At 69.7% G+C, this 20,913-nt stretch carries 17 protein-coding genes; 5 read left to right on the forward strand and 12 right to left on the reverse strand.

The annotated features are described in order from the left end of the window. Positions 1 to 44 precede the first annotated feature (44 nt). Positions 45 to 809, forward strand: a complete 765-nt coding sequence (locus tag AB0B98_RS17890; protein WP_357363829.1) for an alpha/beta hydrolase — start codon at positions 45 to 47, stop codon at positions 807 to 809. Positions 810 to 868: 59 nt separating this feature from the next. Here the strand turns inward: AB0B98_RS17890 and AB0B98_RS17895 are convergent, their stop codons facing one another. From AB0B98_RS17895 to AB0B98_RS17910, 4 genes are all read right to left on the reverse strand, one after another. Further along, positions 869 to 3,952, reverse strand: coding sequence for a DUF3427 domain-containing protein (locus AB0B98_RS17895; RefSeq protein ID WP_357363831.1), 3,084 nt, complete (start codon positions 3,950 to 3,952; stop codon positions 869 to 871). A 54-nt stretch (positions 3,953 to 4,006) separates the two neighbouring features. After that, positions 4,007 to 4,921, reverse strand: a complete 915-nt coding sequence (locus tag AB0B98_RS17900) for a phosphotransferase (protein WP_357363934.1) — start codon at positions 4,919 to 4,921, stop codon at positions 4,007 to 4,009. 23 nt (positions 4,922 to 4,944) lie between these two features. After that, entirely contained in the window at positions 4,945 to 5,934 is a 990-nt protein-coding gene (locus AB0B98_RS17905) for a hypothetical protein (RefSeq protein ID WP_357363833.1), read from the reverse strand. 589 nt (positions 5,935 to 6,523) lie between these two features. Then, positions 6,524 to 7,042, reverse strand: a complete 519-nt coding sequence (locus tag AB0B98_RS17910; RefSeq protein WP_357363834.1) for a flavoprotein — start codon at positions 7,040 to 7,042, stop codon at positions 6,524 to 6,526. A gap of 219 nt (positions 7,043 to 7,261) precedes the next feature. Here AB0B98_RS17910 and AB0B98_RS17915 point away from each other — a divergent pair, with 219 nt between their 5' ends. Continuing rightward, positions 7,262 to 8,362 carry an FAD-binding oxidoreductase gene (locus AB0B98_RS17915; protein ID WP_357363836.1) on the forward strand — a complete coding sequence of 367 codons (1,101 nt, stop codon included), beginning with the start codon at positions 7,262 to 7,264 and terminating at the stop codon, positions 8,360 to 8,362. 84 nt (positions 8,363 to 8,446) lie between these two features. Here AB0B98_RS17915 and AB0B98_RS17920 read toward each other — a convergent pair whose 3' ends face one another. Beyond that, positions 8,447 to 9,922 carry a hypothetical protein gene (locus AB0B98_RS17920; RefSeq protein WP_357363837.1) on the reverse strand — a complete coding sequence of 492 codons (1,476 nt, stop codon included), beginning with the start codon at positions 9,920 to 9,922 and terminating at the stop codon, positions 8,447 to 8,449. Positions 9,923 to 10,147: 225 nt separating this feature from the next. After that, on the reverse strand, positions 10,148 to 11,053 hold the full coding sequence (locus AB0B98_RS17925) for a cellulose binding domain-containing protein (RefSeq protein ID WP_357363838.1): 906 nt from the start codon (positions 11,051 to 11,053) through the stop codon (positions 10,148 to 10,150). Positions 11,054 to 11,259: 206 nt separating this feature from the next. On the opposite strand from AB0B98_RS17925, the gene AB0B98_RS17930 reads away from it, so the two are divergent. Further along, positions 11,260 to 12,165, forward strand: a complete 906-nt coding sequence (locus AB0B98_RS17930) for a hypothetical protein (RefSeq protein ID WP_357363839.1) — start codon at positions 11,260 to 11,262, stop codon at positions 12,163 to 12,165. Positions 12,166 to 12,273: 108 nt separating this feature from the next. Here the strand turns inward: AB0B98_RS17930 and AB0B98_RS17935 are convergent, their stop codons facing one another. Further along, the gene (locus tag AB0B98_RS17935; RefSeq protein ID WP_357363841.1) at positions 12,274 to 13,122 is read right to left on the reverse strand and encodes a hypothetical protein; all 849 of its coding nucleotides are present in this window, start codon (positions 13,120 to 13,122) and stop codon (positions 12,274 to 12,276) included. 174 nt (positions 13,123 to 13,296) lie between these two features. On the opposite strand from AB0B98_RS17935, the gene AB0B98_RS17940 reads away from it, so the two are divergent. After that, on the forward strand, positions 13,297 to 13,932 hold the full coding sequence (locus AB0B98_RS17940) for a hypothetical protein (RefSeq protein ID WP_357363843.1): 636 nt from the start codon (positions 13,297 to 13,299) through the stop codon (positions 13,930 to 13,932). A gap of 5 nt (positions 13,933 to 13,937) precedes the next feature. On the opposite strand, the gene AB0B98_RS17945 is transcribed toward AB0B98_RS17940, so the two are convergent. Then, positions 13,938 to 14,306, reverse strand: a complete 369-nt coding sequence (locus AB0B98_RS17945; RefSeq protein WP_357363845.1) for a DUF4180 domain-containing protein — start codon at positions 14,304 to 14,306, stop codon at positions 13,938 to 13,940. Next, positions 14,299 to 14,751: a helix-turn-helix domain-containing protein gene (locus AB0B98_RS17950; protein ID WP_357363847.1), complete on the reverse strand. Its 453-nt coding sequence runs from the start codon at positions 14,749 to 14,751 to the stop codon at positions 14,299 to 14,301. Before AB0B98_RS17950 ends, AB0B98_RS17945 begins: the two co-directional genes overlap by 8 nt. 168 nt (positions 14,752 to 14,919) lie before the next feature. Here AB0B98_RS17950 and AB0B98_RS17955 point away from each other — a divergent pair, with 168 nt between their 5' ends. After that, complete coding sequence (locus AB0B98_RS17955) at positions 14,920 to 18,177, forward strand: AAA family ATPase (RefSeq protein WP_357363849.1); 3,258 nt, start codon at positions 14,920 to 14,922, stop codon at positions 18,175 to 18,177. A gap of 160 nt (positions 18,178 to 18,337) precedes the next feature. On the opposite strand, the gene AB0B98_RS17960 is transcribed toward AB0B98_RS17955, so the two are convergent. Genes AB0B98_RS17960 through AB0B98_RS17970 form a run of 3 tightly spaced genes read right to left on the reverse strand, consistent with a single transcriptional unit; the run spans position 18,338 to position 20,787 of the window. Beyond that, entirely contained in the window at positions 18,338 to 19,195 is an 858-nt protein-coding gene (locus AB0B98_RS17960; protein ID WP_238666526.1) for an ABC transporter permease, read from the reverse strand. After that, complete coding sequence (locus AB0B98_RS17965; protein WP_238666525.1) at positions 19,192 to 20,205, reverse strand: ATP-binding cassette domain-containing protein; 1,014 nt, start codon at positions 20,203 to 20,205, stop codon at positions 19,192 to 19,194. The genes AB0B98_RS17960 and AB0B98_RS17965 overlap by 4 nt, the downstream gene beginning before the upstream one ends. A 27-nt stretch (positions 20,206 to 20,232) precedes the next feature. Continuing rightward, positions 20,233 to 20,787, reverse strand: coding sequence for an NAD(P)H-dependent oxidoreductase (locus AB0B98_RS17970; protein WP_357363851.1), 555 nt, complete (start codon positions 20,785 to 20,787; stop codon positions 20,233 to 20,235). Positions 20,788 to 20,913 lie beyond the last annotated feature (126 nt).

The raw sequence follows: 20,913 nt of genomic DNA on the forward strand, positions 1-20,913 counted from the left end.
TCGCGCAACGGAAGCCGGCGGTCGTTGATCTAGGATTCCAGGTCATGCGGGAGTTCTTCACGGTTGGTGGTCGGAGGCTTTCGTATCTGGACTTCGGCGGTCCCGGTGACCCGCTCCTGGCTTTGCACGGGCACTACAACGAAGCGTCGGCTTTCGCGCCGCTGGCGGAGGCGTTGGCACCGCGATGGCGGGTGATCGCGCTCGATCAGCGTGGGCATGGAGAGTCCGACCCTGCCGAGAGCTATGAGCGGGACGACTACGTTGCTGACGTCGCTGCGCTCCACCAGCATCTGAAGATCGGTCCCGCTGCGGTGCTGGGCCACTCACTCGGCGGGGTGAACGCCTACCAGTACGCCAGCCGGCACCCGAATCTGGTCACCGCGCTGATCGTCGAGGACATCGGCGCGGTCGTGGACTGCGACTGGTCGTTCACCACAAGCCTCCCTCGCCAGGCGGCATCCCGCCATGCGCTGGCCTCGGCCCTGGGTGCGGCGGCTCCCTACCTGGAGTGCTCCTTCCGCCAGTCGAAGGACGGCTGGGGCTTCTCGTTTGATATCGATGACACTGTGGCGTCCCAGAAAGCGCTCAACGGCGACCACTGGAAGGACTGGGTAGCGGTGACCTGCCCGACCCTTCTGATCCGCGGGACGCGCAGCGACGAGCTGGCGGCCGATCACGCTCGCGAGATGATCGCCAGTCGCCCCGGCCAGGCCCGGCTCGCTGAGCTGCCAGCGGGTCACGTCGTACATCACGATGCGCAAGCGCAGTTCGCGGCTGCGGTCGCAGCCTTCCTGTCCGAGCTCCATTGAGCCGGGCGAGTTTCAGCCCTGCCCGTGAGCAGGAAGGTGGGTCGAGCTCGCGAGGAGCATCAAGCCGCGATCGTTCGGGCGGTGGCGTACACGTCGGCGGGTAGGGCGTGGTGGAGCTGCCACAGGACGCGCATGGGTCGGTCGCCGGTGTGCCTCTCGTACGTCATGGTGCCGGCGTACAGGTACGGCGGTGCGCCCAGGTCGCGGTCGGCGATGCGGGTTTCCCGCACGAAGAGGTGCACTGTCGAGCCGCCCGAGGTGTAACGCTGCCCGGTCGCCGACGCCGCAGACGTGGTGCTCTGCGACTCCCACTGGAACAGGGTGTCGGTGATGGCGCGGTCGGCGTACATGGTGGTGGGGGAGTAGTGCGCCTCCGACTTGACCAGGGTGACGAAGAACAGGTCGGCCTGGGCGTCGGGCAGCCACTTCACCCCCTCGCGCAGCGACCCCGGGTTCGTCATCCCGAAGGCGGCGCATGCCTCGTTGCGGCTGTAGCGGGCGTGCACCCGCAGCGGCACCGCACCCGGAGCTGCGGTCGGCGTCACCCGGTGGATGCGGTCCCGCAGCACCTCGGCGACCTGCCGCAACTCCGCGCAGCGCGCCGGTTCCTTCCACAGTCGTGCCAGCCGTTCGTCTCGCGTCGCGAGTGGTGCGTTCGGTCCCCAGAGGCTGAAGTGCAGCATGTCCAGCAGTCGGCTGTTGCCCGCGTACACCTGCTGACCTGGCGCGGGCGGTCCGGCCGCGACCCGGGTCAGCAGTTCCAGCCGGTCGGCGTCGTCGGTGTGCAACATGCGGCCAATGGCACGGCCCAACTCCCGGTCATCGGGGCCGGGTGCGGACGTCTCGATACCGGCGAGCCGCCGCAGTCCGGTCCAGCCGCCGATGCTGGCCGACCGGTACACGTCTTCGACCTCCAAGCCGGTCTCGCGCAGGAACGTGGCGAGGCTGACGTCGCCGAGTTGCCGCAGCTCGGACACGAGTCCGGCCTTCGAGGTGGGCAGTGCCGATCGCAGGTTGGCGAGCACGATCTCCTTCGCCACCCGGTCCAGCTCGACATGGCAGCCGCTCGGCAAGCTCGGGAAGTCGTCGCGGACGGCTTCGGTGATCGCCCGCCGGCTCACCCCGGTCAGGGCGCGCCAGCGCAGGTCAAAGCGGAAGTTGGCGTTTTGACCGCCGATGAAGTCGAGCACCGTGAGGCAGGGCTTGTCATCGTCGAGGCGCAGGCCACGGCCGAGCTGTTGCAGGAAGATCGTGGCGCTCTCGGTGGGTCGCAGCATCAGGATCGTGTCGACCATCGGCAGGTCGACGCCCTCGTTGAACAGATCCACTGTGAAGAGCACCCGCAGCTTGCCGGTCTTGAAGTCCCGCAGCAGCGCGGCCCGATCGGTGCCCGCTCGCGAGGTCACCGCCGCCGCCTCGACACCGTGCTCCCTGAACGAGTTGGCCATGAACTCGGCGTGCCCGATGCTGACGCAGAACCCGAGCGCGCGCATCCGCCCGACGTCCACCTTCTCGCGGACCGCCCGCAGCACCGTCCGCGCCCGCGCATCGTTGCCGGTGTAGATCGTGCTCAGCTGCGTCGGGTCGTAGCCCTGGCCGCGTTTCCAGGTGAGGTGCGAGAGGTCCTCGTTGTCGTGTAGTCCGAAGTACTGGAACGGCGACAACAACTGCCGCTCCAACGCTTCCCACAGGTGCAGCTCAACGGCCGCCCGGCCGTCGAACCACCGACGCACGTCGCCGCCGTCGGCCCGGTCGGGGGTCGCCGTCAGCCCCAGGAGTACGCGGGGACGCAACCGCTCCAACAGTCGCGCGTACGTCGGTGCCTCGGCGTGGTGGAACTCGTCCACGATCACCATGTCGTACGCCTCGGGGTCGACCTCCCGGCGGTGCAGCGACTGGATGGAGGCGAAGACGTGCTTCCAACCGTTCGGCTTCTCGCCCGCGACCAGCGTCTCGCCGAAGCTGCCGTCGCCCATGACCTGCCGGAACGTCGACAGGCTCTGCCGCAGGATCTGCTCCTGATGAGCGACGAAGAGCAACGAGTCGGCCCTGCCCGCCTTGTGCAGCCGGCGGTAGTCGAGGGCGGCGACCACGGTCTTGCCGGTGCCGGTGGCCATCACCACCAGGTTGCGCCAGCGGCCGTGGACCAGGCGCTCGGCGTCCAGGTCGGCAAGGATTTCTGCCTGGTATGGGTAGGGACGTACGTCGATGTTCGAGATCTCGGTCGGTGCTTCGTCACGGCGCTCGCCGCTCAACGCGTGCCGTAGCCGGTCGGCATCCCTGGTCGCGTCGTACGCCTCGAACGCCGGATCGTTCCAGTAGTCCTCGAACGTCGCCGTGAAGGTGTCGATGACGTGCGGCTGCTCCAGGTTCGAGATGCGCACGTTCCACTCCACGCCGTCTACCAGCGCGGTCTTCGACAGGTTCGACGAGCCGACGTACGCGGTGGTGGTGCCGTTGTTGCGGCGGAACAGCCATGCCTTGGCGTGCAGCCGGATGGTCCGCGTCTCGTAAGACACCTTGACCTCAGCGCCCAGCTCCGCGAGCCGGTCCAGCGCTCGCTGATCCGTCGCGCCTAGGTAGGTGGTGGTGATGACCCGAACCTTGCCACCTCGGGCAATCAGCTCGCGGATGGCCGGCTCGACGATGCGCAGGCCGTACCACTTGATGAATGCGCAGAGCAGATCGACGCTCTCGGCCGACGCCATCTCGTGGTTGACCTCGTGACCGATGCGGGGCTGGTGACGGCCGTTGACGAGTAGCGCGCCGGTGGAGAGGGGGGTGGTGGGGCGCTGCGGGAAGGCTGGCAGCGCCGGTGGGGTTGGTGGGGCGGCGATGGCGTGGAGCAGGTGCTTGGCGTCGGTTACCTGATCCTGATCGGTCGCAGCCTTTGGGCTCAGGGCGGCGATGGCGTCGGCGATCTGGTTCGCCATCTCGACCTGGTGGTGGAGCTTGTCCTCGCCGCTGGGGACGGCCTGGAGGGCGCGGGCGGCCAGGGTGGCGATGTGGCGCGCGAGGGTGGTGTGCGCGTCGGCGGGGTCGAGCTTCTGGTGCTGGATCAGGGCGGGATCGACATGCTGGAGGCGATCTGCCAGCTCACGGGTGATCAGGTGCTCGTAAACACCCCGCTCAAGATCCGTCATCCACGCAATCTAATCGGTCGTGACGCTTCGAGACCGCCCCTGGCTCATGTCTCTTCACGTGTGTCGGTTTGCCGGCAGGCGCATTTGATGACGGCTTGACACGAGATGGGCGAAGGGCTTCCAACGGGCTTCCGGGTCATTTCTTCGCACTGATTGGAGACGGTCTGCGAATTCCCCCGCGACATTGGGTGAGCTGCTAATGAGCGGCACGGCGGCAGCGATCATTTTGAGCTCACGGGCTTCTCGCAAGACTGTCCATGACTGGTCCGAGGTCACGTCGTAGCCGTAGGCGCTAGCCAACCCTCGGTGTAGGCCCGTGCCTCCGAACCGCGCCTCGCCTACCGCCACCGCTGCCAGGTCAACCTGCCATGGTCCGATGCATGTGGCGTCGAAGTCACACATCACCGTCCGGCCCGACGCCTCTCGCAGCAGGTTGCCGACATGGGCATCCCCATGAACGAGTTTCGGCTCCTGCCGGTGGCTGAGCGCAACGAGCCGCGGTTCCAAGCGATCGCACCACTTCAGCAGGAAGTCGCGGTCATTCGGATCGAGATCCTCTGCGTCAGCCAGGCGTCGCCGGGCATCCCCGACCGGATCCCAGGCTGGGAGTGCAAGGGGACCCACGTCGAGAGAGTGGAACTCGCGCAGCACAAGGCCGAGATCCTCCACCGTCGGAGCAGGCGTTGACGGTTGAACGTAGGACCAGACTGAGGCGACGAGGTCGCCGACCCGCACCGGCTGCTCGACATCGGGTGCGAGCCGGATCACCGGTGCGTCGATCCGCGCAAACCAACGCCCAAGCTGAACTACCTTGGTCACCCGGTCCAGGAGCTGATGGGTTCGCGCGATTCTGATGACGATTCCAGATCGAGGCAATGCGAAGACGGCGTTGTTAGTCAATTGCAGCAGCCGAGCGCCCTCCGCAGAGACGTCCAGGGCTGCCGCGATGTCCCGCATGGCCGCCGTCATCGTTTCCTCGGAGAACCGCCCGCTCACGCGGCCATCGCAGCCCGAGCGGTGATGGCCCGCTCGAATGCGGCTACCTTGGGAAGCTCCCGACACCGAGCGAGATCACGACGCAGATTGACCACCCGGTCGAATACCCGCCTAGAGCTCATTGCCTGTTCCTGCTTCAGCACCCGCGCGCCCACCGCAAGCGCCTGCTCGGGCTCATCAGCGAGGAACAGCGCGCTGCACAGTCCGACCTCGTTGAGCACAGTGCTGCGCACGTTCGCCGCGCCGAACGCCGCGATGGAATCCCTGCCCCAGCGCACCGCCTCGGACGCGTGCCTGCGGTCTCGCCGTGCCATGTCCCGGTACACCCGCCCGTACTGAGCGAACAACTCGCCGCGGTCGTAGAAGCCCATCCAGGCCGGCTCGCGCTCCTTGTCGATGCGCTCGAACTGGTCGCTGGCCTTGCCGAGGGTTCTCACGGCGGTTTCGTGGTCACCGAGTGCCGCGGTCGAGGCCGCCTGCGCACCACAGAGCAGGGCTCTTACCGCCGGCGTTGCAGTGGACCCGAGCTGCGCAAGCGTGAGTTGCAGTGTTGCGAGGGCATCCCGGTTGTGTCGGAGGTGTTGAAGCTGCTTGACCTGCGCATACCGAATCATGGCGACCAGTGGCGCGTTCTCGGCAGCCAACGCGGCACGCTCCCCGGCGACGAAGTGTCGCTGCGCGTCGTCGTGCCTTCCGGCGTCGAGTGCGGTCCAGCCGGCCAGTTGCCGAGCTGTCGCCACCGCCGTGATGAGGGGCGGTGTGAGCCCGGCCGGATGCGACCAATCAAGCATTCGGTACACGGACTCCGCGAACCGGGCCACCTCCTGATACAGCAGACCGCCGCCAGACTCTCGGTCCACCGACCGGTACAGCTCCAGCACTGCGTTCAGCCGAGCGATATCTGCCGTGCCGATCCGGCGGGGCTGCACAAGCTTGCTGCCGGCGAGCAGACCCGCGCCCGCAGCGACAGCGGCGATACCGGCCAACAGAGCCCGTCGACCCTCGTGCGGCCCAGAACCCTCTGGGTCGGTTGAGGCGCGAGTAGTGGCTTTCTCGATCGTTCGCTGAGGCTGTCCAGGGAGGACGAACCAGAGACACGATGCGGGTATCCCGAGAAGCTCGGCCCAGTGCGCCAGTCGGTCCAGGTGCACGAGCGGTGGTCCGTTCTCCACCCGGCTGAGTTGCGCCTGCGTGATCCCCAGCCACCCCGCCACAACGGTCTGCGGCAGGGCGACCCGCCCGTGGTACGGGTGGCAGCGGTACGCCCGGATCACCCGCCCCAGATGTCGTTCGGCGAGCGCGAGTCGCACCGGCTCGTGCTCCCAGAAGCTCACCGGCACCACCGGCGGCGCGCTCAACCGGTCCCGCTCTGCGGCCTGGCATGGCGTACACCGTCCGCTGTCGTTGTCCCGGGCCAGCCGTCCGCCGCACCGAGGGCAGTTCGCGTGGGTCACCGGCGGCTCCGTCCGTCTCGCCTCATCGAGCCTATCCATTGAACACGCTGCGTGGGGCGCTGGTATACGCACAACGCATATCGTCAACGGGCCGCCAGACAAGGGAGCAGACAGCAACTGCTCAGGACGGGCGCACCGTCCGCGCCGCTTCGACGACCACGCCCCAACGCCCCGGCCCGTTCATCGAGTCCAGCGGCTTCCCGTCAGCCACGACCACGCCGGCAGCCCGCAGCACCGCCAGGTGACCCGCGTGCGCGGGATGGGCAGCCAACTCCGCCTTGGTGTGCGGAAACGCGATGATCGGCAGCCCCGCCCCCAGCGACTCGTTGAGGACGCCGAGCGCCAGCGTGTCGTTGATGCCCAACGCCCACTTCGTCACCGTGTTGAACGTGACCGGCGCGGCCAGCACCACATCAGCGGGCGGGTGCGGCTCCGGGTCGCCGGGCATCCGCCACTCCACGCGTACCAGATAACCGGTCTTGTCTTGCAGCGCGGCCCGGTCGAGCCACGGCGCGGCGGTCGGGCTGACGATCATGCAGACCCGCCACCCGTCGGCGATCAGGAGGTCGACCAGCTCGTCGATGTGTTCCGCCGGGCCGGCGGCGCAGACGACCAGATACAGCACCGGGCGTTCCGTCATGCCCGCAGTCTGCCCGATTCGACAGTCGCGGCGTCGAGCGCATACCGATTGCGCATGCCACCGATGATCACCGTGACATGCCGTTGTGCCTGGTCAGCCGCGACAGTCGACGCATGGCCCGGGGCGGGTGCCTTGTCCCGGGGTTGCGCCGGCCCTCAACGGCGCAGCTCCTCCCGCCCGCCCCGGTGCCAGCCCACGAATCAACGTCTTGGAGCCGGCATGCCCACCGCGATCGACGACGATCACCCGGCTCGGGTGAGCCTGGCCGCTGCCTGGGAGTCGGTCGACGTGCGGGCCGCCGCCGACTTCTGGTGCACAGTCGAAGACCGCCGAACCGGCCTGCTCCCACACCGCGACGCGCCGCTCTTCTTCACAGCGCTGGGCCGCCTAATGCTCGACGTCGACGATCCGGCGAGCCGGGCGGCGCTGCTCCGGGTGCTCGGCCGCGCGTACCGTCACTTCGGCCTGCTCCCGCACTCCACCACCATCGGCGACGCGCTGCTCGCCACGGTTGCCCGCCACGTGCGCCCACTGTGGACGCCGCAGCTCACCATCGCCGCCGAGCGCGCCCTGTGCCGCGCCACGCACGCGATCCGCCGCGCCGCCGCCCGGGCCGACGACGGCCGGGCCTGGTGGCACGTCGAGGTGATCGGCCACAATCGGCCGTCGTCCGACATCGCCATCCTGACGGTACGTCCCTGGCGGCGCCTGCCCTTCCAGCCAGGTCAGGCCGTGCCGGTCTGCACGCCGCGCCTGCCGGGGCACTGGCGCTGGCTCTCGCCGGCCAACGCCCCACGGGCGGACGGCACCGTCGAGCTGCACGTCCGCGCCGTACCCGCCGGCACCGTCTCCCACCGCCTGGTCCATGAGGTACGCCCCGGCGAGCTGCTCTGGCTCGGCCCACCCGTCGACACCGGTCTGAGCCTCGACCCGGCGAGCACCAACGACCTGCTCCTCGTCGCAGGTGGCACCGGCCTGGCGCCGCTGCGCGCCCTGGTCGAGCAGGTCGCCGCCGCACCGGACGGCCGGCGGGTGACGCTCATCGTCGGCGCGCGCACCTTCACCGACCTGTACGACGCGATCACCCTCGACAAGCTCCAGTGCGCCCACGACTGGCTGACCATCGTGCCGGCCCTCTCCGACGACCCCTGCGCCGAACCGGCCGAGCGGGGCGACGCCCTGACCATCGCCTTCGACCACCACCAGCCCGGCCAGGACGTCTACCTCTGCGGCCCACCCGCGATGCTGGCCGGCGCGCGGCTGCTCGCCCTCGGCGTCCCCGCCGCGCGCATCCGCCTGCCCGAGAGCTACACCTGCTGATGGCTTGCCTGCCGCACTCGACACACCCTGACCGGGCCGCGCACCCCTCCGGCCGAGGTGGCGATCAGGATTCTCGACGTTCGTTCACCAATGGGAACTGAGCTGCCTGGCGGCCTGGCGGACACGCCGCGGCGGCAGGACGGACCGGAGCTTGTCGGCGGCGTCAGCGAAGTCCGAGATCGTGGTGACGCAGCCGTGGCCGAGGTGGGCGAGCTGGATGACGCCAAACCGCTCGACCACGAGTGCCTGGGACAACGGGACCGTGTGCACGTTGCCGTCACCATCCACAGTGGAGATGGCGTCGATGCCGATGACCAGCGAGCCCTTGTTGCGGAACCTCTTGGAGAACGTCGGCCTGACCACCTCACCTGTCGGTACGAAGCGGGTGGTCGGGCAGGAAGCGTCGGTGGTGCCAGGAAGGTTCGGCGTCGACCCGTACGGCACGACGATCATGGCGCTTGAGAGCCAGGCCGATACGATGTCCCGCGCCGATTCCGGAGTGAGTCCGGCCAGTTCGCTGAGCGATTCCGAGTAGTCGATCTTCGCCGTGCCGAGCAGCTCCCGCTGGGTCAAGGATTCGAGGCTGGAGATCGCGTCGATCCATTCAACGTCGACCGTCGGGTCCTCGTCCTGCGTTGGCATCAGGTCAGCGATCTCCACTCGGTCGATTCCGTCGGAGACAAACCGCCGCAGCTCGGCCCAGAGCAGCTCCGCCGCGACGGTGGCGTCGAAACTCTTGCCCTTCCTGCCGAACTCCGGCGTGACCCTCAACCCGAGCTCGTGCCGCGTACTGTCGACGACCTCGCACACGAATTCAGCACCGAGGGCCACCCCGGCCCGGTGTACTGCCTCAGCGACCCGCGACCGCAGGGCCCACATCAGGAAGGCCGCTTCCGCGCTGGGCTCGACACTGATTATCAGCGCTACGCCGCGGACCTCGTCGGCGTACCAGATGGGCCCGATCTCGTGGTTCACGAGTGCCGTGCTGCGGGTGACTCGCGGGCCGACGGGCAAGGGGAGCCGCATCGCCTGCGGCGGTTCGCCAGTCAGGGTGAGAACCGCGTTGCCGCTGGTGAAGAACCTTTTGACATGCCGTCGGATCTCGTCGGCCGTGAAGAGCTTGTAGTCCACTGCGGGCCAGCGCGACAGGCCGTATCCGCTGGGCCCGAAACGCCGCGACAGCAGCGCTCCCCACGGGTCGCGCAGACCTTCTTCGATGTTCGAGACGTACCGGCTGTCCGCATCGAGGCCCACGACGGCGTCGGACAGATCCTCCGGCGGAAGATTACTGATAGCCGAGCAGATAGTGGCGAAATGCTCGGCGACCCGATCCGGTGGGCCGCCTGCGAGGAATTGCGTTTCGTTCATCCACACGTGGTCCTGGTAATTCTCCGCGACGTGATCCTCGGTCCAGTCCACCAGGTGCTGTACGAGATGAGTCAGGCCGATTGAGTCGATCTCTTCGTCGCGGGCACCGCAGCCAAACGTCAGCGACGCGGCCAGGGTGCCAGGCACATTGCGTTGGATGACAGTAACTCCGTCTATCTCCTCGCGCCGCATGAGCGGATCGTAAGGTGACCGGTCAAGCCAAGGGCTGAGGCGCTCAATCATCAGAGGAGGCGGTGCCGTTGGGACGCCAGAGCAAGGATGCGGGACGGTCGGGAGTAGTTCCCCGAGAAGCGTGATGCCTGTGAGTCATCATGATGATTCACAGGCATCACGTCCGTCAGGACAAGCCACCCAGACCCGGGGCACGCCGGTCGCCCGGCGCGTGCCCGGGAGTGGTCAGGAGTAGGTGTCGCCGAACTCGCGTACCCCGTCGACGTCCAGTGTGATCCGGTCGTTCTCGGTCCACTGGCCGGTGGCGGCGAGCCAGCTCGGGTCGTCGCGTTCGTCGATGTCGCTCCAGCTGTGCCGGTGGTGCCGCAGCTGGATCGGCCCGGTCGACTGGCCCGGTGCGAGCGTGCCGTCGGTGAAGGTCAGCTCCACCCAGCCGGGGACCGGCGTTCCCGGGGCCGGGTACGGCGGTGCTGGCGTCGTCATCGCGCCGGGCGGCCCTCCGGACGGCCCGCCGGGCGGCCCGCCTGGCGGGACGAAGAACTGCACGGTCTGTCGGATCCGGTCGCAGCCCAGTGCGGCCCAGTCGCAGTGCGGCACGAGCGAGGTGTTGCCGCCCTCGAAGCGCAGGTGGTAGCGGACCTGGACGGTGCTCAGGTCGAGTGGCGCGGTGCCGGTGTTTGTCACCTTCAGGAGGTGCTGGATCTGGTTGTTCGTCGGGGACCAGTCCAGGTTGAGGTAGCTGACAGTCGCGCGGCCGGCCGCGGTGCGCACTGTGGTGGTGGGCGAGGTGTCGGAGTAGCCGCCGAGCGCGCGGGCGGCGATCCCGATCCGGTACGTCGTGCCGGGTGCCAGGTCGGTCAGGGTGATGGTGGTGTCGGTGGTGGAGCCGAGGAAGCGGTACGTGTTCGGCCCCAGCGGCACCTGCACCTCGTAGTTGATCGGCTGCTCCGTGCCGGGCTCGACCCAGGCGGAGGGCGTCCAGTTGAGCGTGAGCTGGTGGGGTTCGTTGACCACCACGGTGGGGGTGCCCGGGGTGCTGATCGCCGGCCCGTCGGCGCGGGCGGCGTTGACGGCGAGCAGGCTCGCCAGCGCGGCGAGGGCGATGGTGGCGGTGACGCGGCGAGCGGGCATAGCCGAATGATATGCACGGCCATCGATGCCTGCGCATCGTCCATCAGGCCAGTGACGCCGACGACGGATCCAATCCGTTACGCGACGTAGTCGGCTTGGAGATAATGCCTGGTCAGGTGGCTACCTAGCGTGAACCCGTCATCACGAACGGCCTCGACGTCGGCGTCGCACCTGCCGCCCCGTCCGGCCTCAGACGGGAGAAACACATGCGTACTCAGAACGAAACCCGGCGGATCGGCGCCCGAGCGTCAGTACTCGTGCTCGGTCTTGTCGCGGCCGGGGCGGTGCTCGTCCCGGCGAGCCCGGCGTCCGCCGCGGTCCCCGGCCTGGTGCGGGTCGCCGCGACCAGCGTCAGCGACTCGGCCGACTACCACAGCGTCACGGCGACGTGCCCGGTCGGGAAGGTGCTCACCGGCACCGGCTACGAACTCAACGGCGTCACCGGCGAGGGCGTCGTCGACGACCTGCGCCCCAACGGTGGCGTCGCCACGGCACCGACCGCTGTCACCGTCGGCGCCTACGAGACCGAGGCGTTCGCGGGGAACTGGTCGGTGACGGCGTACGCGATCTGCGCCAACCCGCTGGCCGGCCTGGTCCGGGTGGCCACAACCAGCGTCAGCAACTCGACCGACTTCCGCAGCGTCACCGCGACGTGCCCGGTCGGGAAGGTGCTCACCGGCACCGGCTACGAACTCAACGGCGTCACCGGCGAAGGTGTCGTCGACGACTTCCGCCCCAACGGTGGCGTCGCCACCGCGCCCACCGCGGTCACCGTCGGCGCGTACGAGTCGGACGCCACGGCCCTGAACTGGTCCGCCACCGCGTACGCGATCTGCGCCAACCCCCTCGCGGGCCTGGTGCGCGCCTCCGCCGTGGGAGCCAACACCTCCCTCGACTTCCGCAGCGTCACCGCGACCTGCCCGGTCGGGAAGGTGCTGACCGGCGCCGGCTACGAGCTGAACGGGGTGACCGGCGAGGGAATCGTGGACGACTTCCGCCCCAACGGCGGCCCCGCGACCGCCCCGACATCAGCGGCGTCCGGTGCGTACGAGGAGGACGCGTTCGCCGGCAACTGGTCCGACACGGCGTACGCCATCTGCGCCACCGCGTAACCGGCAGGTCGTCCGGCGTGGCTACCCCAGCGCTCGGGGTGGCCACGCCGCGTCGCTACCCGCGGCAGGTCGGCCCCGACAGACCGTTCCGCCCGTGCTCGTCCGGCCTCACGGATTCCAGTAGACGAGGACGCTGGCCTGGTCGAAGCGTCGCTCCTTCAGGTCGGCACGCTGAATCACCCAGTGGATGCTCGCGCCGCCCTGTCTGCCGCCGTGGAACTCGGCCAGCACCACCCAGTCACCATGGTCGGGTGGTCCACCACCGGGCACCGACCCGTCGGAGCCGGACCGACCCGAGGGGTTGGCGCCCAACCAGGCGGGGTTGAAACCGTTGCAGTCAGTGCCGTAGCCGCCCAACAGCAGCGGCGAGCCTCCAGAGGAGAACATGCCGTCCGGCACGTTGCCCAGGACCTCCCGCCACACCTTGGTCATCTCTTCGAACGGGGGATCTCCCGGCAGCGGCGGAGACCACGGGGGCCCCGGGATCGTCTTGACGTAGGGCAGAGATACGTCGACAGTGAGGCGCAGGTCGCCCGGCTGGATCTCCGCGTAGACCTCGGCGAACTCCTCCTCGTCCGGCGGGAAGTCCGGCGGATATTGCTCTCGCTCCTCGACGGCCACGCCTGCCGGCACATACATGACTTCGCCGTAGCCGCTTTCTTCAGGCCAGCCGAACAGCAGCAGTTGGCCGTCGGACGGCAGGGGAAGGTCGGTCACGTCTGCCGGAAGAGCAGCGCAGTCGATGGTGGCGATCAACGGGTACTCGGGGTCCTCGGCGTCGGCCGGAAGCATCACGGGCCCACGGATGGCGCCCACGACCGGCCCGTCACCCCCCTGTGTCAGCAGGGCGGACGGGCGGGCGAGCTCCAGCCAGCGCTCCACGTCGGCAGCGGGGATGTCGCGTCGCAGCGCCTCGGCGCGGACCTGATCGAGGATCTTCACGTTTCGGGGAAGCACGGGAGCACCGTAGGTCAACAGTGCGACGTTCTCGACCCGCCAGATGCGGTGTCTCTGATAGCTGCCCGGAAGGTCGATACCGCGATTTGCCGTCGGCGGGCGGTGTGTGGGAGCGCCCGACCATAGCGTCCGAACCACGGAGTTCCGCGAGCGCGCGCTCCGAGGGAGGCGACGATGCAGACGACCAAGGGTCTGGAGTTACCGGGCGAGCGGGCTCCGGTCCGGGTCAACATGGACCGGTGGCGGGCGGGGCTACCGCCCGACGCGTGGCCCGAGGGCCTGCCGTCGACCGGCGGGCTCTGGCGGCGCGACGTCTTCGCGGTGGCCGACGCCTACCGGGCGGGGTCCGCGAGCCCACGGCACCTACTGACGGTCGTGCTGGCCTGGGCTTACGGACCCATCGGGTACGGCCCGTGGCGCACCGCCAGGTCGCTCGACGCCGATCCGCACGGCAAACGCCTGGCGTACGCGCTGGAGGAGGTGTCCACGCCAGCGCCCGACGAGGACGCGCTGCGTACGGCGTACCGCCGCTTCCGCGACCCCGACCACGCTCGTCTGCCCTGGTTGGGGCCGGGCCTGTGCACGAAGGTCCTCTACTTCGTGGGCTACCGGCGAGGGGCGGGCGGGGTGCAGCCCCTGATCCTCGACCGGGTCGTGGCCAGCCAACTCCCGGTCGAGGCGGGCGTCGGTCGTCGCAACGGGTGGTTGTCGGAGGAGTGGCTGGCCTATCTCCGTTGGGCGGCCGAGCAGGCCCGGGTCAGGGGAGTGGAACCGGACACTGTGGAGATGGCGGTGATGCCCGACCGGTGAGAGGGCTATCGGGCGGAGCGTAGGCGGGTGTCGAGGGCGTCGAGGTCGGGGACGAACCAGATCTGTCCACCCTGGTTCGACTCGTGCACCAGGGCGCGCAAAGCGGAACTCTCCGCGAGCTGTGCCGAGATGTCGCCGACGACAGCCAGCCGCACCCGGTAGTTGACGAACTTCTGCATCACGTCGCCAGCGAAGCGGGTGCCCAGCGAGAAGAAGCGTTCGTCGAGTCGGTTGGCCGGCACGGCGACCACCTGGGCGCCGAGGAACGCCGCCCCGATCAGGTCCAGCGCGTCCTGCTCGGTGGCCACCGGCGGCCCCGCCGGGTCGCAGACCAGCACCGGCACTCCGGCCCGTTCCTGGATCTCGTCAGACATCGTGGACCTCCCGGTCGAGCAGGCCGTTGTCGGCGTTGAGTACGGCGTCGAGCAGGTGCAGCAACTCGGCGGTGGCGGCCGGGTCACCCAGGATGATGATCTTCATGCGATGGCGTTCCTCGTCGTGCACCGTCTGCACCCGCAACGGGTTGGCCTGGTCGTGGCCCGTGTTGGCGCTGGTGAGCACGAGCGTGCCGAGCCGGTCGGCGGCAGCCCTGCCGACGCCGTCGATCTGGACGATGCTCGACACCTCCGCCTGCCTGGCGACGCTGGGTGCGGTAGGGGCCTGGCCGGTGAGCGCGTCGAGATCGCTGGCGGCGATCCGGTACTGCTTACCGATCCGCACCGCGCGCAGCCGGCCCGAGCGGATGTAGCCGCGCACGGTGCGCACATGCAGGTTGAGTCGTTCGGCCACCTGCTCAACTGAGTACATGTCTTCCGTCATCGTTCCCTATCCTACCCGGATAGGGAAGTGTAGGGAACGATGAGGCCGACTCGTTTGTGACATCAGCTCCAAAGGCTCCGAACCCACCTGGACCGGTGAGACCCCGCGAGGCGTCCGGCCGGCTAACTCGCTCGCGCTGTCGGACAGGTCCAGTACCGTCTGGAAACCATGGACGCGCTCGGCGACGCCATCATCGGGCGGGATCACCCCGCAGGTCTGCTGCGTGCCGAGTTGGACCGCGCCACCACCAGTCACGGCGGTCTCGCCCTGGTCACCGGCGAGGCGGGCATCGGCAAGACCACCCTCGTCACGTCGGCGGCCCGGGAGGCCCGGCAGCGGGGCGCGCTGGTGCTCGGCGCCGCCTGCTGGGATTCCGACAGCGCCCCCGGCTACTGGCCGTGGGTGCAGGTGCTGCGTTCCCTGCGGCGATCCGCCGACGACTGGGAGGTGGCGCGGCAGTCCGCCGAGCCGGCCCTCGCGGCCCTGCTCGGCCAGTCCGGCGTCGCCGGCGAGCAGGCCGGTCGCCTCGTCAGTTGGGCCGGCGTCGACCCCGGCCCGGACGCCGCCGACCAGGAGGCGTTCGCGCTGTACGACGCGGTGACCGCAGCCCTGGTCGCCGTCTCCCAGCACCGGCCGGTAGTGGTCGTTCTCGACGACCTGCACTGGGCCGACCCGGCCTCGCTGCGGTTGCTGAGCTTCGCCGCCCAGCACACCTGGTTCGAGCGGCTCCTGCTGATCGGCACCTACCGCGACGCCGAGGTCGAGTCGGGTGAGCATCCGCTGCGTCCGCTGCTGATGCCGCTGGTCGCGAAGGCCACCACGATCACCCTCACCGGTTTCACCCGCGACGAGGTGGCCGCACTGATGACCCGGACCGCCGGCCGGGAGCCCGAGGCCAGCCTGGTCGACGAGGTGCACCGGCGCACCGGCGGCAACCCGTTCTTCGTCGAGCAGACCGCGCGGCTGTGGCACGCCGACGACGCGGTCGGCACGATCGCACCCGGCGTACGGGAGGCGGTGCGCCGCCGCCTGGCCCAACTGCCCGCCGCCGTTGTGGAGGCGCTGACCGTCGCCGCCGTTCTGGGTCGCGAGTTCCACCGTCAGGTCCTCGCGGCCTGCGCGGCAGCACCGGCGGCGCAGGTCGACCGGCTGCTCGACCGGGCGGTGACCGCCCGACTGGTGGTCGCCCGGGGTGGTGGCCGCTTCGCCTTCGCCCACGACCTGGTCCGCGAAACCCTCTACGACGGGCTGACCGACGACGACAGGCGGGCCCGCCACGGCGCTGTCGTCCGGGCGGTCGACGACCTGCGGGAGCTCACCGACCGGCTGATCCCGGCCGACCTCGCCCGCCACGCCTACCTGGCCGGCCCCGCGCTCGACCGGGCCCGGGTGGCCACGCTGCTGGTCGCCGCCGGGCGGGACGCGTTCGCCCGGCTTGCCGGCGACGAAGCGGCGGTGCACTTCCGCCGAGCCCTTGAGGTCGTCGAAGACCCGGCACAACGAGTGCGGATCCTCGTCGAGTTCGCCGAGTCGCACTATCACCACGCCCGCCGGGAAGAGGTCACGCGACTGCTGGCCGAGGCCGCCAGGCTGGCCCGTTCGCTCGACGACCCGGTGATGCTGGCCCGGGTCGCGCTCACAGTGAACCGCTCCCGCCAGGTCGATACCGCCCAGTCGGTCGAGGCGGCCGATCTGGTGCGCGAGGCGTACCGCCGGTTGATCGGCGAACCAGACGCCACCGCCACCGTCGGCGCCCTGGTCGCCGACCTGATCACCGCCAGCGAGACGATCGCCCGTCGAGGGCAGGACGATGAGGCGCTCACCTTCAGCCTCTGGGCCCGTCACGACACGACCTGGGGGCTCGGCACCGCCGCGACCCGAGCCGCGCTCACCGCCGAGATCCGGGACGTGGCCCGTCGGACGGGCGACCGGGAGACCGAGCTGTGGGCCACCTCGCTGCGCTGGGTGGCGCTGCTGGAGTTGGGCGACCCTCGCTTCGCCGAGGAGTTCACCACCTTCGTCGACGCCGACCGGCAGGGTGACTTCGCCCGGCACCGGATGGCCGCGGCCGTCGACAGCGGGATCATCGCGGCGTTCCAGGGTGACTTCGCCACGGCCGACGAGCGGTTCGCCATCCTCACCGACCAGACCGAACCGGGCCACACCGAGTTCGGGTTCATGGGCCACCACCTGCGCTGGTCCCGACTGCTGCTGCAGGGTCGGGTCGCCGAGGCCACAGTGCTGGTGGACGGGCTGGCCCCGATCGACTACCCCTACCGGGAGTTGCTGAAGGCGATCACGGCTGCCGAGCGGGGCGACGGCGAGACGGCGGTCCGACTGACCGCCGGCATCGAGGCCGCCGCCATCCGGTACCCGCGCCCGGTGTCACCGCTCTGGCTACGGTTACGCGCGCAGGCCGCCGCCGCGTCCGCCGACCCGCAGCGCTGCGACGACGCGCGGGCCGCCCTCGCCCCGCACCGTGGAGAGTGGACGGTAGGGCTCTTCGGCTGCGACATCAGTGGCCCCGTCGACCACTGGCTGGCGCTGATCGACGCCGCGCAGGAACGCTGGGACGACGCCATCGCCGGTTTCACCGCCGCTCGGGACTCCGCCGACCGGCTGGGCTCCCGACCCTGGTCGCTGCTCGCCCGCACCGGCCTCGCGAACGCCCTCGCCGGCCGAGGTCACCCAGGCGACACCGCGACGTTGACAGCGCTGCGCGCCGCCGCCATCCAGGAGGCGACCGCCCTCGGCATGACGCAGGTGCTCCACCGTCTCGCCGCCCCGACAGCCGCCGACGCCGACCTCCCGGCTCAGGCCGTCGGGTCGGGTCGGGTTGTCGCGCCCGGCCAGGCCGTGCCGGTCGCGGCTGCGATCGAGGGGTACGAGTTCCGGCGCGACGGGCCGGTCTGGCAGCTCGCGTACGAGGGTGTCGTCGTGCACCTGCCCGACGCCAAGGGCCTGCACGACCTGCACCTGCTGCTCAGCCGCCCAGGCAGCGACGTGCCCGCTGTGGAGTTGCTCGACCCGGCGGCGGGGCCGGAGCTGGTGGCCGCCCGCCGGATGGGCGCCGACCCGGTCCTCGACGACGAGGCGAAGGCCCGCTACCGGCAGCACCTGGCCCGCCTCGACGAGGAGATCGACCGGGCAGCCGCCCGCGACGACGACCAGAAGGTGTCCAAACTGGACGTCGAGCGGGGCGCGTTGCTCGACGAGCTGCGTGCCGCGGCGGGCCTCGCCGGCCGGAGCCGTCGTCTGGGCGACGAGGCCGAACGGGCCCGCAAGACGGTGACCGCGCGGATCCGCGACACGCTCCGCAAGCTCGACGACCGACACCCGGCACTCGCGAGCCACCTACGCGAAGCCGTCTCCACCGGCACCACCTGCCGCTACCTACCCCCGGCTCCACTGCCCTGGCAGCTCTAACCCCCGCCCCGCCCCCAGCCCTCAGCCCCGCCCCTCAGCCCCGCGATCTTGCACTTTCGGTCGTCGATTCAGGGGTATTTGTCACCCTTGTCGGGACAGGAAGTGCAAGATCGCGGGGGTCGAGCGGGGGCGGGGCGCGGGGGCGGGGCGCGGGGTGGGGTTAGCGGCGGTTGTACTTGTACATGGTCAGGGTGCCGAAGACCAGGACGAAGCCGGCGCTCCACAGCAGCAGCCACATCGTGGCCGACGGGTCCGACTCGCCGCTCATCGCTCCGCGGATCGCGGCCACCAGTTGCGTCACCGGGTTGACCTTCACGAACGCCTGGAGCCAGCCGGGCATGGTGCTCGGCTCGACGAAGACGTTGCTCAGGAACGTCAGCGGGAACAGCACCATCATGCTGACCCCCATCACCGACTTCTCGCTGCGCAGGATCAGCCCGAAGAAAGTCCACACCCAGGAGAACGCGAACGAGAAGACCACCAGCAGGCCGATCCCGACGACAACCCCGACCACACCGCCTTCGGGGCGGAACCCGAGCACCAGCCCGAGACCCAGGATCACCACGGCGGCGAGGATGTAGCGCAGCACGTCGCCGAAGATCATGCCGACCAGGGCGGCCGGACGCCAGACGGGCAGCGTCCGGAACCGGTCGAAGATGCCCTTCTCGATGTCGGTGTTGAGGCCGACGCCGGTGTACATGGTGATCATGACGACGCTGGTCACCATGATGCCGGGCAGGAAGAACTGTAGGTACTCACGCGGGCTTCCGGCCAGGGCGCCACCGAACAGGTACGTGAACATCAGCACCATGATGATCGGGAACGCGGTCACGTCGAAGAGCTGCTCCGGCACGTGCTTGATCTTCAACATGGCCCGCCAGCCGAAGGTGAGCGACGCGCCCAGCGCGCTCGGCCGGGGCGGTCGGGCACCCGGCGCGAGCACGGTAGCCAACGCCTCGGCGGACGGAACGTACACGGCCGGCGCCCGTTCGGTAGTGGTGGTCGTGGTGTCGCTCATCGGGCTGCCTCCAGCTCGTCGTCGCGCTCGCCGGCCGGCACGGCGGGGTGGTCGGTCAGGGCCAGGAAGACCTCGTCCAGGCTCGGCTGGCCGAGGGAGAAGTTGTCGACCACGATGCCGGCGCGGGCCAGGTCGCTGAGTACGCGAGCGGCCTGGGCGCTGGCGTCGAGGTCGGTGCCGGCCTCGCCGACGCGGGCTGTCAACGCCACCGGATCGGCGGCGAGCTGCACCGGCACGTCGAGCGCCTCCCGGAGCACCCGCTCCGCCTCGGGGCGCTGAGCGGGGTCGCGCAGTCGCAGGTGGACGGTGCCGGAGCCGACCGACGACTTCAACTCACCAGGGGTGCCCTCCGCTATGACCCGCCCGTGGTCGACGACGGCGATCCGCCCGGCGAGCTGGTCGGCCTCGTCGAGGTACTGGGTGGTCAGCAGCACCGTCGTGCCGTGCGACACCACCGCCCGGACGATCTCCCACACCTGGTTGCGGCTACGTGGGTCGAGGCCCGTCGTCGGTTCGTCGAGGAAGAGCAGATCCGGGGTGTTCAGGATGCTGGCGGCGATGTCGATGCGTCGCCGCATCCCGCCCGAGTACTTCTTCACCTGGCGGTCACTCGCCTCGGTCAGCCCGAACGCGGCGAGCAGGGCCGCCGCGCGCTCCCGAGCTGCCGGCTTGGGCAGGCCGAGCAGGCGGGCGAGGAGCACCAGGTTCTCCGTACCGGTCAGGTCCTCGTCGACGGAGGCGTACTGGCCGGTGAGGCTGACCCGGGAACGGACCTTGTCGGCCTCGGTGACCACGTCGTGCCCGAAGACCCGGGCCGAGCCTCCGTCGGGTCGCAGCAACGTGGCGAGCACCCGGACTGCTGTGGTCTTGCCAGCGCCGTTCGGGCCGAGTAGACCGTAGACGGTGCCGGCGGGCACCTGGAGGTCGATGCCGGCCAGCGCCCGGGTGTCCCCGAATGAGCGGGTGAGCCCCTCGGCCTCGATGGCCAGGCCGGTGGTGCGTCTACTCATGATCCTTACCTTTCGTGGTGGACGTGTTCAGGAGACGTAGGATCGAGCCGCCCGGCCGTCGCGCAGGGCCAGACCCCACCAGCGCAGCTGGTCGAGCAGGACGCCGACGTCGCGTTGCAGCTCGTCGGTGCACTGGGTGGTCGGCTCGCCGGCGAGCAGGTCGATCCCGACGACATCGCGCACCGTCATCGCGTGCAGTGCGGTGAAGACGGTACGTAGCTGGTCGACAGCGTGCAGTCCGGTGGACCCGCAGCCGTACGACACGAAGCCGACCGCTTTGGCCTGCCACTCGTCGTACGCGTAGTCGATGGCTTGTTTCAAGGGTGCCGGGAAGCTGTGGTTGTACTCGGGGGTGACCACGACGAACGCGTCCGCCCGGCCCACCTCGCTGACGAACGCCCGGATGGACGCGGTCGGCTCGGCGGGGTAGGTGGCCGGGAAGTCGTACCCGGTCAGGTCAACGACAGTCACCGCCAGGTCGTCGTGCCGCGCTGCCTGCTCGACGAACCAGTGGGCGACCCGGTCGCCGACCCGACCCTCCCGGGTGCTGCCGACGATCACCGCGATCCGCAACTGGGTCATGGCCCACCCCCTTCCACACAGAAGGCGCGAGGTGACGACAGGCGCCCGCTAGATCCGATCTAGCGGGCGCGGTTCGGGGCGAAATGTCGGTGCGATCGGTTTGACTGGGGGTCGACAAATGAAGGA

Source organism: Micromonospora sp. NPDC048947 (assembly GCF_040649495.1).
Taxonomy (GTDB): domain Bacteria; phylum Actinomycetota; class Actinomycetes; order Mycobacteriales; family Micromonosporaceae; genus Micromonospora; species Micromonospora alfalfae.

Excerpts from the sequence above, each read along its gene's own strand:
- AB0B98_RS17890 (WP_357363829.1), top strand. The coding sequence starts at position 45 with ATGCGGGAGTTCTTCACGGTTGGTGGTCGGAGGCTTTCGTATCTGGAC.
- AB0B98_RS17895 (WP_357363831.1), bottom strand. The coding sequence starts at position 3,952 with ATGACGGATCTTGAGCGGGGTGTTTACGAGCACCTGATCACCCGTGAG.
- AB0B98_RS17900 (WP_357363934.1), bottom strand. The coding sequence starts at position 4,921 with ATGACGGCGGCCATGCGGGACATCGCGGCAGCCCTGGACGTCTCTGCG.
- AB0B98_RS17910 (WP_357363834.1), bottom strand. The coding sequence starts at position 7,042 with ATGACGGAACGCCCGGTGCTGTATCTGGTCGTCTGCGCCGCCGGCCCG.
- AB0B98_RS17915 (WP_357363836.1), top strand. The coding sequence starts at position 7,262 with ATGCCCACCGCGATCGACGACGATCACCCGGCTCGGGTGAGCCTGGCC.
- AB0B98_RS17920 (WP_357363837.1), bottom strand. The coding sequence starts at position 9,922 with ATGCGGCGCGAGGAGATAGACGGAGTTACTGTCATCCAACGCAATGTG.
- AB0B98_RS17925 (WP_357363838.1), bottom strand. The coding sequence starts at position 11,053 with ATGCCCGCTCGCCGCGTCACCGCCACCATCGCCCTCGCCGCGCTGGCG.
- AB0B98_RS17930 (WP_357363839.1), top strand. The coding sequence starts at position 11,260 with ATGCGTACTCAGAACGAAACCCGGCGGATCGGCGCCCGAGCGTCAGTA.
- AB0B98_RS17940 (WP_357363843.1), top strand. The coding sequence starts at position 13,297 with ATGCAGACGACCAAGGGTCTGGAGTTACCGGGCGAGCGGGCTCCGGTC.
- AB0B98_RS17945 (WP_357363845.1), bottom strand. The coding sequence starts at position 14,306 with ATGTCTGACGAGATCCAGGAACGGGCCGGAGTGCCGGTGCTGGTCTGC.
- AB0B98_RS17950 (WP_357363847.1), bottom strand. The coding sequence starts at position 14,751 with ATGACGGAAGACATGTACTCAGTTGAGCAGGTGGCCGAACGACTCAAC.
- AB0B98_RS17955 (WP_357363849.1), top strand. The coding sequence starts at position 14,920 with ATGGACGCGCTCGGCGACGCCATCATCGGGCGGGATCACCCCGCAGGT.
- AB0B98_RS17960 (WP_238666526.1), bottom strand. The coding sequence starts at position 19,195 with ATGAGCGACACCACGACCACCACTACCGAACGGGCGCCGGCCGTGTAC.
- AB0B98_RS17965 (WP_238666525.1), bottom strand. The coding sequence starts at position 20,205 with ATGAGTAGACGCACCACCGGCCTGGCCATCGAGGCCGAGGGGCTCACC.
- AB0B98_RS17970 (WP_357363851.1), bottom strand. The coding sequence starts at position 20,787 with ATGACCCAGTTGCGGATCGCGGTGATCGTCGGCAGCACCCGGGAGGGT.